Raw genomic sequence first — 12,986 nt, forward strand, 5'->3', positions numbered from 1 at the left:
GCCCTGGCCGCCCCGTCCGCCGCCCCCGCCGGGGCCACCGGTCGGCATGCCGGAGGCGTTGCCGGTCGGCATGCCCGTCGGCTTGCCCGAGGCCGCGGCGCCCGTGGGCGCGCCGGAGGGGGCGCCGCTGGGCCGTGCCGTGGCGTTGCCGGTGGGCCTGCCGGAGGCGGAACAGGACTGGGTGGAACCGGAGTTGCCGCTCCCGGAGGACGACGACGAGTCGCTCGACCCGCAGGCCGCCAGGGCCAGGGGCGAGAGCGCCAGCAGGGCCACTGCGGGGATGAGACGCGCACGCTTCATGAGAAACAACTCCAAAAACGATGAGGATGTCTTGTGACGGGAACTCAACCAACGCCGCTTAGGGCTTCGTTGTCCGAGCCCTGTCCTCACCCTGTGCGTGGGGTAAAGGGCAACCCAAGAGGCCACCCTGACCTGCGACTTCACGGTCGGGCCGCGCCTACTCGCTGGTACAGCTCCGTGACAGAGGCGGCCGCCGCGGCCACCTCCGCGCGCACCTCCGGCGGCGATACGACCTCCAACGCGTCGGCGAACTGGAGCAGTTGACGGGCCTCGCGGACGACGCCGTACGACAGCCGGGCCGTCACCCACTCGTTCTCTCCCTCGTCCTCGGGGAGTTCGGCGAGCGAGGAGGCGTTGAGGCGCAGGAACATGTCGAGGCGGGAGCGGCGGACGCGGACGGTGACGTCGAGTCCGCCGGGGCGTTCCTCGACCTGGCGGCGCAACTCCTCCCAGGCATCGGCGAGTTCGACACCCGGGCGGCGCTTCACGGGGTCGGGGAGGAGGGTGGCCGAGTGCACGCGGTCGGCGCGGAAGAGGCGGGGGCGCGCACGGCGGTCGGCGACGAGATACCAGACACCGGCCTTGGAGACGAGGCCGTACGGGTCGACGGTGTAGGTGCTCGGCTCCTTCGCGCCGCTGTGTCGATAGCGCAGCCGCAACCGCCGGTCGGCGAAGACCGCGTCCTGCAACACGTCCAGATCCACGGCGGGTTGGGGCCCGCCCTTCCACCGCGTGGCGTCGACGAGGATGCGCCGCGAGGTCAGCTCTGCGGCCGGCCGGTACGGCGCCGGCAGCGCGGCCATCACCTTGCGCAGCGCGGAACCCAGCGCGGCGTCGAGACCGAGTGCGGCGTGGGCGCCCTGCGCGGCCAGGATGAACAGGGCGCGCGATTCGTCGGCGGTCAGTCCCGTGACGTCCGTGCGGAACCCGGCGAGCAACTCGATCCCGCCGTGCCGCCCGCGCTCGGCGTACACCGGCACCCCGGAGGCGGACAACGCCTCGACGTCCCGGTAGATGGTCCGCACCGACACCTCAAGCCGGTCGGCGAGTTCGTGCGCGGGGACGCGCCCCCGGGTCTGCAGAAGCAACAGGATCGAGAGCAGTCGGTCGGCCTTCACACCCCCAGGATCCACGGCCGGAAACCCTCCGGCAAATGCTGACGGAAACTGTCAGGTTATGGATTCACCATCACTGCCATGAACCCCAACGCGAACGACCCCCGCCCCCTGTACGCCCGAGCCACCGAGCAGGCCGCCGCCCTGATCAGGACGGTACGCCCGGACCAGCTCTCCTCCCCCACCCCCTGCACGGAGTTCGACGTACGCACCCTCCTCAGCCACCTCACCGGCGGCACCCACCGCATCGCGACGATCGGCGAGGGCGGCGACGGCATGGCCGTACACCCCTTCGTGGACGGTGTGACCGACGAGGGCTGGCCGGCCGCGTACGAGGAGGCCCGCGTCCGGGTCCGCGAGGCCTGGGCGGACGACACGCGGCTGGACGCGCTGGTCCAGGTCCCGTGGGGCGAGGCACCGGGCCGTATCGCCCTCTCGGGCTACCTCATGGAGGGCGTCACCCACACCTGGGACCTCTCCGAGTCCCTGGGCCACCCTCTCCAACTCGACCCGGAACTGGCGGAGTTCGCCCTCGCGATCGCCCGCCGGGTCCTCCCGGACGAGCAGCGGGACGCCGACACGCCCTTCGACACAGCCGTGCCGGTGGCCGAAGGGGCCGACGCGTACGGGCAGTTGGCGGCATGGCTGGGGCGGAAGCCGGTCAGCTGAGCCGGGCCCGCGCCAACTGCCGTGACTGGGCGACCAGTCGGTCCTCGCTGTCCCAGACCTCCGCGTCCTCCTCCAGGAAACCGCCGGCCAGGTTGCGGGTGGTGATCGACACCCTCAACGGTCCCGGTGCGGGCCGGGCGCGGACGTGGACCGTGAGTTCCACCGTGGGGACCCAGCCCTTCAGGCCGATCTCGAAGGCGGTCGGGGGGAGGGCGTCCACCGCGAGGAGGAGGGACAAGGGGTCCGCGTCCCGGCCGTCCGCGAGGCCGAACCAGGAGCGCATCTCGCCCTTGCCGGAGGGGGCGCCCAGGGCCCAGCCGAGGGTGGACGGGTCGAGCTTGAGCATCAGGCGGTCGGCGATCGCCGAGCTGCCGGAGACGGGGGCCGGCCCGTCCTCCGGGCCGAAGCACTGGTCCATGGGCGGGAACACCGGCGGGCGTGCCGTCGTACGGACGTCGTCGGGGAGCGCGTCCAGGTCGCCGTAGGAGGCCAGGACCCGGATGCGCTCGACCTCCGCGCCCTCGTCGTCGTACTGGAAGAGGGAGGCCTGGCCGGTGGAGAGGGTGCGGCCGGTGCGGACGGTGTCCGTGCGGATGACCGCCGGGCCGGGCTGGGATGCCGTCAGGTAGTGGGCCGAGATCGTGAACGGGTCGTTGTGGGGCAGCGCGTCCGCCAGGGCTCGGCCCAGGACGGCGAGGAGGTAGCCGCCGTTGACCGCGCTGATGATCGTCCAGCCGGCCGAGAGGTCGATGTCGTAGACGCCCGGCGCGCGGCGGGTGACCGCCGTGTCGCGGTCGAACTCGCTGTCGCCGATCGTGGCCCGTCTGGCCCGTGTGGGCGCCGGGGCGGGTGCTGCTTCTCGCATGGATGAACCGTACAACATGACATTACTAAGCGGTAGCTTTGTTGTTGCGGGCAGATGAAAACACCGGCAGACCATCGGCCGGGCGGGTGAGGAACCGGCAATTTCTTGGTAAGTGTCCGAACTCGTCCGTGACGCGCGGCCCGTGATCCCCCTCTTTGGGGACATGAGCCTCACCGGGACTCCGTTCCTCTACACCGCAGTCGTGCTGACGATCGTCGCCCTCATACTGCCGCTCGTGCTGTGGTCGCGGATGCGCGGCCCCAAGGCCGTACGCGTGGCGGCACGGGCCCTGATGCTGCTGTTCGCCCAGGCGACGGCCGTCACCCTGGTCTTCGTCATGGTCAACAACGAGAACAACCTCTACGACAACTGGGCCGACCTCCTCGGCACCGGCAACCACGTCCAGCAGGCCGCCGACCTGGGCAAGAACGGCACCGGAGACATCTCGCTGAAACGGTTGCCCAAGGTGAAGCAGGCCTTCTCCCCCGCCGAGGGCCCCGGCATGCGCGCGGCCGGCGGGGTCGAGGTCACCCAGCTCAAGGGCCGGGTCTCCGGTGTCAACGCCGAGGTGTACGTGTGGCTGCCGCCGCAGTACAAGGAGCCCGCCTACCGGCACCACAAGTTCCCGGTCGTCGAACTGCTGCCGGGCTATCCGGGTTCGGCGAAGGCCTGGTTCGGGTCGCTGCACGCGAACGAGCAGCTGCTGCCGCTGATGAAGAGCGGGCGGGTCGCGCCCTTCATCCTGGTCGCGCCGCGCACCAACCTGCTGGCCGGCGTCGACACCGGCTGCGCCAACATCACCGGCACGGTCAACGCCGACACCTGGCTGAGCGTCGACGTACCGAAGATGGTCATGGACAACTTCCGCGCCGAGGCGGCTCCTTCGGGCTGGGCGGTGGCCGGCTACTCGGCCGGCGCGCACTGCGCGGTCAAGCTCGCCGTCGCCCACCCGGACCGGTACCGCGCGGCCGTGGGCATGTCCGGCTACAACGACCCGATCGCCGAACGCAATTCACTCGCCGCCGCGAGCCCGGCCCTGCGCGCCGCGAACAACCCGTACCTGCTGCTCAAGGCGAAGAAGACGCCGCCGCCGATCGCCCTGTACATCTCCGGCGAGTCCGGCGACGGCTACGAGGCGGGCACCGGGCTGGCCTCCGTCGCCGAGGCGCCGACGACCGTGCACGTGGTGTTCCTGCCGCGCAGCGACGGCGGTCACACGATGGCGCTGTGGCGGCCGCAGGTGAAGGCGGTGTTCCGCTGGCTGACCCTGGAGATGGGCAAGAACCGTCCGCACGCGAAGGCCGGGACGACTACTCCTCACGGACGGTCGACCTCCGGTTCCACGCACGCGGAGCTCGCCAGTGGAACCGCATCGCGAGCAGGCGCAGCACGAAGGCGGTGACGACCGCGAGCCCGCTGGTGAACGGGCCGAGCGCGTCGTAGCGGATGCAGACGGCGACCATGGTGGCACCGACGATCGCCGGGACCGCGTACAGGTCGCGGTCCCAGCGGAGCAGGGACGGAGTCTCGTTGGCCAGGACGTCCCGCAGCACACCGCCGCCGACGGCGGACCCGAGGCCGAGGGCCACCGAGGCGGTCAGGCCGAGCCCGTAGTCGTACGCCTTCACCGTGCCGGTGACACAGAACAGGCCGAGGCCGGCCGCGTCGAAGACGTTGACTCCGGCCTGGATGCGCTCCACGTGCGGATGGAGGAAGAAGACGAGGAGCGCGGCGAAGAGCGGGGTGCTGAAGTAGCCCAGGTCCGTGAAGGCGGCCGGGGGTACGGCCCCGATGATGAGGTCCCGGAAGACCCCTCCGCCCAGCGCGGTGACCTCGGCGAGCACGGCGATGCCGAACACGTCGAAGTTCTTGCGGACGGCCAGCAGCGCGCCGGAGATGGCGAACACGAAGATGCCGACGAGGTCGAGCGTGTGCTGGACGGAGGGGCTGAACAGTTGCTGGAGCACCCCACATTCTTACCTGTAGAAGGGTGCCTCCCTTTCAAAGCAAGGGTTACAGGGTCGGTTTCCCTGGCGTGAACAGCCAGGTCTGGAACAGGTCGTCGAGCTGTTGCCCGCTGATCTTCTCGGCGAGCTTGATGAACTCGGCGGTGCTCGCGTTGCCGTAGCGGTGAAGCTTCGTCCAGGTGGGCAGCAGCTTGAAGAACGCGGTGTCGCCGATGCGTTCGCGGAGCATCTGGAGGGTCATCGCGCCGCGCTGGTAGACGGCCGAGGCGAACATGGTGTCCCGCTGCGGATCGGCTACGACGGTCTGCCAGAAGGCGTTGTCGGCGGGGCGGGAGTTGTAGCCGGCCAGGAACGAGTCGTGCGCGGTGCGGGTGCCCTGGTGTTCGGCCCACAGCCACTGGGCGTAGGTCGCGAAGCCCTCGTTGAGCCAGATGTCCTTCCAGTGCGCGACCGACACGGAGTCGCCGAACCACTGGTGGGCCAGCTCGTGCACGATCGTCGTCTCGTTGCGCACGGCCGAGTAGGCGGGCTTGCTCTGCACCTCCAGCGAGAACCCGGCCTCCGGCATGTCGTCGACGATCGCGCCGGTCTCCTCGAAGGGGTACGGCCCGAAGACCTGCGACCAGTAGTCGGTCGCGGCGGCTGTCACGGCGTACACGTCGACGCTGTTGCTGTTGGCGAGGACCGGGTCGATGGCGACGTAGATCGGGGTGCCGCCGGGGGTCGTACCCGTCTTCACGTCGAACTTCCCGATGGTGGCGGTCGCGAGATAGGTGGCCATGGGCTTGCTCTCGCGCCAGTGGGTGTACGTCGAGTCGCCCTTGTCGTACGTCGAGACGAGCCGGCCGTTGGAGACTCCGGTGAGGCCCTTGGGGGCCTTGATGCGGATGTCGTAGGTGGCCTTGTCGGAGGGGTGGTCGCTGGACGGGAACCAGGTGGAGGCGGCGTTGGGTTCGCAGGCGACGAAGACCCCGTCGGTGGTCTTCATCCAGCCGTAGTCGGAGCCGAACACGATGGGGCCGTTGAGGGGTTCGGGCACCCCGCCGTAGGTGACGGTGACCGTGAAGTCCCTGCCCTTGCGGAGCGAGTCCTTCGGGGTGATGCGCAGTTCGTCGCCGGTGCGGGTGAACCGGGCCCGTCTGCCGTTCACTTCGACCTTGGTGACCTCCAGCTTCTGGAGGTCGAGGTCGAAGGAGGAGAGGTTCTGGGTGGCGCGGGCGGTGAGGGTCGTACGGCCGTCGAGGCGGTCGGTGTCGGGGTTGTAGGCGACGTCGAGGGCGTAGTGCCGGGCGTCGAAGCCGCCGTTGCCGAGTTGCGGGAAGTAGCTGTCACCGATGCCGTCGGCGCCGGGGGTGGGGGCGGAGGAGGCGGCTATGACAAGAAAAGAGGCCGCCGCGGTAGCGAGGGCCCCTAAACGTGCCGAACGGGAGAGTGCCATGAGTCGTCCCTTCGGGTGCGTTTCCGATCAGTCGGACACGCTCGACTCTGCACTCTCCCGTTTCGTCATGGTCATGACTTTACCAACTTGTCATGCCCTACTTGGCAGTTGACTCCTGATCGCCGGATTCCGCTTCGGGGGTCTCCGTCTCGGGAGTCTCCGCCTCCGGGGCCTCCGCCTCGGGAGTCTCCGCCGGCTTCTCCAGGACCGCGGCGCCCACCAGTTCCACCGCTTCCTTCGCGGCGCTCAGCAGGACGGTGTCCTGCGGGGCCTGGTCCGCGAAGTTCTCCGGGTGGTGGCAGGCGACCTGCTGGCCGGGCCGGAGCTCGATCAGCTGGGGTTCCTTCGTGCGGCAGATCTCCGTGGCCTTCCAGCAGCGCGTGTGGAAACGGCAGCCGCTGGGCGGGGAGATCGGCGAGGGGACGTCGCCCTTGAGCAGGATGCGCTCGCTCTTGGCGCCCCGGCGCTTGGGGTCCGGCACCGGCACGGCCGACATCAGGGCCTTGGTGTACGGGTGCATCGGCGACTCGTACAGCTTGGTGCTGTCGGCGAGTTCGACGATCTTGCCGAGGTACATCACCGCGACCCGGTCCGAGACATGGCGTACGACGGAGAGGTCGTGCGCGATGATCACGTACGTCAGGCCGAGCTCCGTCTGGAGGTCGTCCATGAGGTTGACGACCTGCGCCTGGATCGACACGTCGAGCGCCGAGACCGGCTCGTCCGCCACCACGAGCTTGGGCTTGAGGGCGAGCGCGCGGGCGATGCCGATGCGCTGGCGCTGACCGCCGGAGAACTCGTGCGGGTAGCGGTTGAAGTGCTCGGGGCTCAGACCGACCAGCTCCAGAAGGCGCTGGACCTCCTTGCGCACCCCGCCCTCGGGCTCCACGCCCTGGAGCCGGAACGGCGCCGAGACGATCGAGCCGATGGTGTGCCGGGGGTTCAGGGAGCCGTACGGGTCCTGGAAGATCATCTGGATGTCCCGCCGCAGCGGACGCATCCCGGCCGCGTTCAGGGTCGTGATGTCCTGGCCCTCGAAGTGGATCGAGCCGCCCGTCGGGTCCTGGAGCCGGGTGATGACCCGGCCCATGGTCGACTTGCCGCAGCCCGACTCCCCGACGACGCCCAGGGTCTCGCCCTTGCGCACCTCGAAGTCGATGCCGTCGACGGCCTTCACCGCGGCGACCTGACGCTGCAGGATCCCCTTCTTGATGGGGAAGTGCTTCTTCAGGCCCTCGACCTTGAGCAGCACCTCACGGTCCCCCGAGGAGGCCGCCTGCTCCGGTACGACCGCGGTGGCGGCCTGTTTGTTCGTATCGCTCACAGCTTCGGCGCAATCTCTTCGGTCCAGATCCGCGTACGGTCCGCAGCCGGGAGGTGACAGGCGGACCAGTGCCCGCCGGCGACCAGCTCCAGCTCGGGGCGCACGGTTCGCGTGACGTCGCCCTTGGGGATGTCCGCGTACGGGCAGCGCGGGTGGAAGGCGCAGCCCGAGGGGACGTTGATGAGGCTCGGCGGCTGGCCCTTGACCGGGATGAGCCGCTCCGAGGTCTCCCGGTCGATGCGCGGCATCGAGCCCAACAGGCCCCAGGTGTACGGGTGTTGCGGCTTCTCGAAGATCTCGTCGACGGGACCGCGCTCCACGCACCGGCCGCCGTACATGACCAGGACGTCGTCGGCGATCTCGGCGACGACACCGAGGTCGTGGGTGATCAGGACGACCGCGGAGCCGAACTCCTTCTGCAGGTCCCGGATGAGGTCGAGGATCTGCGCCTGGACGGTCACGTCCAGGGCGGTCGTCGGCTCGTCCGCGATGAGCAGTTCGGGGTTGTTGACCAGGGCCATCGCGATCATCGCGCGCTGGCGCATACCGCCGGAGAACTCGTGCGGGTAGCCGTCGACGCGCTTGGCCGGCTCGGGGATGCCGACCCGGTCGAGCATCTCGATGGCGCGCGTGCGGGCGGTCTTCTTGCTGACGTCGTGGTGGACCCGGTACGCCTCGACGATCTGGTCGCCGATCTTGTAGTACGGGTGCATCGCGGACAGCGGGTCCTGGAAGATCATGGACATCTGCTGGCCGCGGAGCTTGCGCACCTCGTCCGGCTGGGCGCCCACGAGTTCCTGGCCGTCGAGCCAGATCTCGCCGGTCATCCGCACGTTCTTGCCGCGCGGGCCGAGCCGGTGCAGGCCCATGATCGCCAGCGAGGTGACGGACTTGCCGGAACCGGACTCGCCCACGATGGAGAGGGTCTTGCCCTTCTCCAGCGAGAAGCTGAGCCCGTCGACGGACTTGACCACGCCGTCGTCGGTCGGGAAGTGCACCTTGAGGTCGCGGACTTCGAGGAACGAACTCGGGGCGTCCGAGGGCGAGTTGACGGGCTCGCCGACCGCGGCGCCGGTCTTGGAAAGGTCGGTCACGAGAGCCTCACCCGCGGGTCGGCGGCGGCGTACAACAGGTCCACCAGGAGATTTGCGATCACTACGAAGAACGCTGCGAGCAGGGTCACGCCGAGGATCGGGGGCAGGTCGTTGCTCTCGATCGACTGCACCGCGTACTGGCCGATGCCGTGCAGGGAGAACACCGACTCGGTGATCAGCGCACCGCCGAGCAGCAGACCGAGGTCCATGCCGAAGACGGTGATGATCGGCGTCAGGGCGGCCCGCAGACCGTGCTTGACGACGACGTTGCGTTCCCGCAGGCCCTTGGCGCGGGCCGTGCGGATGAAGTCCTCGTTCATCGTCTCCAGCATGCCCGAGCGGGTGAGCCGCGCGTAGATGGCGGAGTACAGGAGCGCGAGCGAACACCAGGCCGGGAACAGCGTGTTGGCCCACTGCGCGGGGTTCTCGGTGAACGGGACGTAGGTGCGGCCGAAGATCGGCCACTGGTACGTGAAGAGCAGGATGGCGAGGTTGCCCGTGAAGAACATGGGCAGTGAGACACCCGCGAGCGCCACGCCCATGAAGGCGCGGTCGAAGAACGACCGCGGCTTGAGCGCGGAGATCACACCGACCGTGACACCGGACAGCAGCCAGAGCACGGCGGCGCCGGAGGCCAGCGAGATGGTGACCGGAAGGCGGGAGGTGAGCTGCGGCCAGACCTCGACGTGGTCCTTGAAGGAGTAGCCGAAGCAGGGCGCGTCGCAGTGCACCGTGGTGGGGCCGAGGTTGTAGGTGGCGCCCGCCACGATCCCCTTGATGAAGTGCCAGTACTGCAGGTAAAGAGGCTGGTCCAGACCGAGGTTGTGCTTGACCGCGGCGATGTCCGCCGCCGACGGGCTCTTCCCGATGTACTGCTGGGCCAGCTGGTCCGCGGTCTGGCCGGCGAGCCGTGGCAGCAGGAAGAAGATGCCGAAGGTGACCGCGGAGACGACCAGCAGCAGGATCACCGCTGCGACCGTCCGACGGAGAATGTACGAGATCACGGGGATCGGCGCTGGTGCCCGCGGGCCGCAAAGCCCGCGGGCACCAATGCCTTCACCTGCCTTCCGGGGCTACGACTACTTCGTGGTGCCGATGTTGAGGTAGTCGTACTGGCCGCTGAAGGCCGCCGTCGACACCAGGTTGCTGTAGTTCGCCGGACGAGCGAGCAGGACCTTGAAGTAGGTCAGCGGAACGAGGGCCGCGTCGCTCATGGTCTGCTTGTCGATCTGGGCGTACATGCTGTTGCGGGTGGCCACGTCCTCGGTGCCGATGGCCTTGGCGAGGAGGGCGTTGACCGACTTGTTGTCGTACTGCGACAGGTTGGTGTTACCCGACGCGCCGATCGCCTCACCGTTCAGGATCTGCTGCTCGAAGCCGTAGCCGGAGGGCCAGTCGGCACCCCACTGCATCATGATCAGGCCGATGTTCTGCTGCTCGGTGAACTTCGGGACACCCGCGTAGTCGGTGAAGTACTTGCCCGACGGGTACTGCTTCAGGCTGGCGTTGATGCCGACGGCCTTCAGCGAGTTGATGATCGCGGTGGCCGCGGAGATCTCCTGCGGGCGGTCGCTGCGGGCCGAGAGGTTCGTCGAGATCGACGTCTTGCCGCAGGCCTGCAGCTGCGCCTTGGCCTTGGCGACGTCACCCTTGTTGCCGGTGGTGGCGTACTGGTCGGCCTTCTGGTAGCCGGTGATGTCCGGCGGCAGGACGGTGCTGGCGATCTCACCGCGGATCGGGCCGCCCTCGGCGGTCTGCACGGAGACCTTGTCGATGGCGTACTCGACGGCCTTGCGGCAGGCCACGTTGTCGAACGGCTTCACCTTGGTGTTGATCGCCATGTAGACGAGACGGCCACCGAAGGTGTTGTCCGTGCCCGCCTTCTTGTCGGCGGAGGTCAGCAGCTGCGCCTGAGTCGCGGCCTGGACACCCGTACCGCCCATGTCGATCGCGTTGCCCGCGAGGACGTCCTTGTCGATCGTGTCGGCGTTGACCTTCAGGTTCACGACGATCTTGTCCGGGTACTGCTTGCGCAGCGGGTCCGTCGCCGCGTTCCAGTTCTTGTTGCGCACGAGGACGGCCTGCTTGCCGTCCTGGTAGCTCTGGAACTGGTACGAGCCGGAGGACACGATGTTCTTGACGTAGTCGACGCCGGTGTCCTTCGCCTGCGGCACCGGAGCCGTCTGCGGCGCCGCGACCAGGTAGTCGAACTCCTGGAAGGCCGTGTTCAGGTGGAAGACGATCGTGGTGTCGTCCGGGGTCGCGATGGACTTGAGGCCGTCGGCGCTCTTGTCCTTGTACGGGCCCTTGTAGTCCTTGCCGCCGACCAGGAACTGCTGGAAGTAGTTCGGGCCGAGGGAGAGCACGTCACGCGCGAAGTTCGAACGCTCCACGGCGTACTTGACGTCCTTGGACGTGATCGCCGTGCCGTCCTGGTACTTCAGGCCCGAACGCAGCTTGTACGTCCAGGTCTTGCCGCCGTCGCTGGAGACACCCTTGCTCGCGGCGAGGTCCGGGACCAGGGTGTTGCCCTTGGAACCGGGGCCGGGCTCGAACGTCATCAGCGGACGGGCGTACAGCCGGCTGAAGTTGTACATGTACGCGTAGTACGTGTTGCCCGGGTCGAACGAGTCCGGGACGTCGGACAGTTCGTAGGTGACCGTCCCGCCCTTGTGCGTAGAGGCGTTGACGACGTCCTTGGTCGCTGCGTTGGCCCCAGCCGCCTTCGTACCGTTGTCACTCTTACTGTCATCGGCCTTGCTGCAACCTGCCATGAGCAGTGTCGCGGAGCCGATGGCCGCAACTGCGGCCAGCGCTGACCTTCGCATGATGGTCTGCTTCCTCCATTGTCGGAAACTTGGTGGACTCTCGGGTGCGGGCCCTAGCGGCTGCGGGGGTCGAGAGCGTCGCGGAGACCGTCGCCCAGCAGGTTGAACGCCAGGACGGTCACGAAGATGGCGAGGCCGGGAACGATCATGTACGCGGGGTCGACCTCGTAATAGGTGACCGCGTCCCGCAACATGCCGCCCCAGGATGCCTGCGGGGGCTGGATACCGACCCCGAGGAAGCTGAGAGACGCCTCGAAGAGGATGTTCGTCGGGATGAGCAGCGTCGAGTAGACGATGATCGGGCCGACCAGGTTGGGCAGCAGCTCCCGGAAGAGGATGTACGGCGCCTTGGCGCCCATGCCCCGGGAGGCGTCCACGAACTCCCGCTCGCGCAGGGCGAGGGTCTGGCCGCGGACGATCCGGCCCAGGTAGGGCCAGTTGAAGAAGCCGATGACGAAGATCAGCACGCTCAGGTGCAGCGGCAGGCCGTTGAGGCCGAAGGCGCCGCCCTGGAGGGTCGCCGAGATGGCGATCGCGAAGAGCAGCAGGGGGAAGGCGAGGAAGGTGTCCATCAGGCGGCTGATGATCGAGTCGACCCGGCCGCCGTAGTACCCGGCGACGACGCCGAGGATCGTGCCGATCACGTTCGACAGGATCGTGGCGCCGAAGGCGACCACCAGCGACACCCAGGAGCCTTCGAGGATGCGGGTGGCGACGTCCCGGCCGAACTGCGGGTCCACGCCGAGCGGGTGGTCCCAGCTCATGCCGCCCCAACCGCCCGTGGGCAGCGAGGTGTTGGCGTCGATCAGGTTCTGGTGGAAGGCGTCGGGATCCAGCCCGAACATCGACTGGATCGGACGGGAGAGTGCCGCGACCAGGATCAGCAGGACGACGATGACACCGCCGGCGACGGCGACTCTGTCCTTCTTGAACCGGGTCCAGGCGATCTGTCCAAGGGAACGGCCCTCGATCTGCCCCTTCTCGGCGCCGGCGAGCACAGCCTCCGGCTGCGCCCCGGCTTCCGCCCCCGTGGTCTCGATCGGTGCGGTCACTGTGACCCGACCCCTCTCGCCGGTGGTTACCGGCTTACGCCTGCCGCGGATTAGCGGCTTTGTCGACTTGCAGTGGACATGGGTCCCCGGACCCTGTGTCTGAGTCGCGAGTCTTCAGCGTGGCTGCGATCACCCGCCAGGCCTGACGGCGAAAGTATGCGCAACCGTGATGCTTAACTAGGGATTCCGTTATCCGAACAGCGGGTAACGCCCCCCGGACGCCGGGCACTTTGGACAGAACGGAGATTCGACGTCTTTCGGGGCACCACGCCGCCGTCTACGCGCGAAGAAATGTGTCGTAGACGTAAATCCTGCGGAGAAGCTGGGAAGAGGA

The 12,986-nt window shown here is 68.4% G+C and carries 12 protein-coding genes; 2 read left to right on the top strand and 10 right to left on the bottom strand.

Annotation, left to right across the window (positions count from 1 at the left end; genetic code table 11):
* Together AC31A1_RS07010 and AC31A1_RS07015 are read right to left on the bottom strand one after the other, a co-directional pair.
* On the bottom strand, nucleotides 1–300 hold a 300-nt coding region (locus AC31A1_RS07010), incomplete at its 3' end, for a hypothetical protein (RefSeq protein ID WP_489652379.1).
* Nucleotides 301–440: 140 nt separating this feature from the next.
* Complete coding sequence (locus AC31A1_RS07015; RefSeq protein WP_489652380.1) at nucleotides 441–1,418, bottom strand: helix-turn-helix transcriptional regulator; 978 nt, start codon at nucleotides 1,416–1,418, stop codon at nucleotides 441–443.
* 78 nt (nucleotides 1,419–1,496) lie between these two features.
* Between AC31A1_RS07015 and AC31A1_RS07020 the strand changes: the two genes are divergently transcribed.
* Nucleotides 1,497–2,084 (top strand): TIGR03086 family metal-binding protein, encoded by a 588-nt coding sequence (locus AC31A1_RS07020; RefSeq protein ID WP_489652381.1) that lies wholly within the window; start codon nucleotides 1,497–1,499, stop codon nucleotides 2,082–2,084.
* Here AC31A1_RS07020 and AC31A1_RS07025 read toward each other — a convergent pair.
* The gene (locus tag AC31A1_RS07025; RefSeq protein WP_489652382.1) at nucleotides 2,077–2,949 is read right to left on the bottom strand and encodes a thioesterase family protein; all 873 of its coding nucleotides are present in this window, start codon (nucleotides 2,947–2,949) and stop codon (nucleotides 2,077–2,079) included. The two genes, AC31A1_RS07020 and AC31A1_RS07025, sit on opposite strands and share 8 nt — an antisense overlap.
* Nucleotides 2,950–3,112: 163 nt before the next feature.
* Here AC31A1_RS07025 and AC31A1_RS07030 point away from each other — a divergent pair, with 163 nt between their 5' ends.
* Nucleotides 3,113–4,351: an alpha/beta hydrolase gene (locus AC31A1_RS07030; protein WP_489652383.1), complete on the top strand. Its 1,239-nt coding sequence runs from the start codon at nucleotides 3,113–3,115 to the stop codon at nucleotides 4,349–4,351.
* Here AC31A1_RS07030 and AC31A1_RS07035 read toward each other — a convergent pair.
* The 7 genes from AC31A1_RS07035 to AC31A1_RS07065 form a co-directional block, all read right to left on the bottom strand.
* Nucleotides 4,260–4,916, bottom strand: a complete 657-nt coding sequence (locus AC31A1_RS07035) for a trimeric intracellular cation channel family protein (protein WP_366434180.1) — start codon at nucleotides 4,914–4,916, stop codon at nucleotides 4,260–4,262. The genes AC31A1_RS07030 and AC31A1_RS07035 overlap by 92 nt on opposite strands.
* A gap of 46 nt (nucleotides 4,917–4,962) precedes the next feature.
* Nucleotides 4,963–6,354 (bottom strand): M1 family metallopeptidase, encoded by a 1,392-nt coding sequence (locus AC31A1_RS07040; protein ID WP_489652384.1) that lies wholly within the window; start codon nucleotides 6,352–6,354, stop codon nucleotides 4,963–4,965.
* A gap of 97 nt (nucleotides 6,355–6,451) precedes the next feature.
* Nucleotides 6,452–7,678: an ABC transporter ATP-binding protein gene (locus AC31A1_RS07045; RefSeq protein ID WP_489652385.1), complete on the bottom strand. Its 1,227-nt coding sequence runs from the start codon at nucleotides 7,676–7,678 to the stop codon at nucleotides 6,452–6,454.
* Nucleotides 7,675–8,772: an ABC transporter ATP-binding protein gene (locus tag AC31A1_RS07050; protein WP_489652386.1), complete on the bottom strand. Its 1,098-nt coding sequence runs from the start codon at nucleotides 8,770–8,772 to the stop codon at nucleotides 7,675–7,677. Before AC31A1_RS07050 ends, AC31A1_RS07045 begins: the two co-directional genes overlap by 4 nt.
* Complete coding sequence (locus AC31A1_RS07055; protein ID WP_033282771.1) at nucleotides 8,769–9,776, bottom strand: ABC transporter permease; 1,008 nt, start codon at nucleotides 9,774–9,776, stop codon at nucleotides 8,769–8,771. Before AC31A1_RS07055 ends, AC31A1_RS07050 begins: the two co-directional genes overlap by 4 nt.
* A 75-nt stretch (nucleotides 9,777–9,851) precedes the next feature.
* Nucleotides 9,852–11,600, bottom strand: a complete 1,749-nt coding sequence (locus AC31A1_RS07060) for an ABC transporter substrate-binding protein (protein ID WP_489652387.1) — start codon at nucleotides 11,598–11,600, stop codon at nucleotides 9,852–9,854.
* Nucleotides 11,601–11,653: 53 nt separating this feature from the next.
* Complete coding sequence (locus AC31A1_RS07065) at nucleotides 11,654–12,652, bottom strand: ABC transporter permease (protein WP_489652388.1); 999 nt, start codon at nucleotides 12,650–12,652, stop codon at nucleotides 11,654–11,656.
* Between the last annotated feature and the right edge of the window lie 334 nt (nucleotides 12,653–12,986).

The organism is Streptomyces sp. P5F9 (assembly GCF_057961495.1).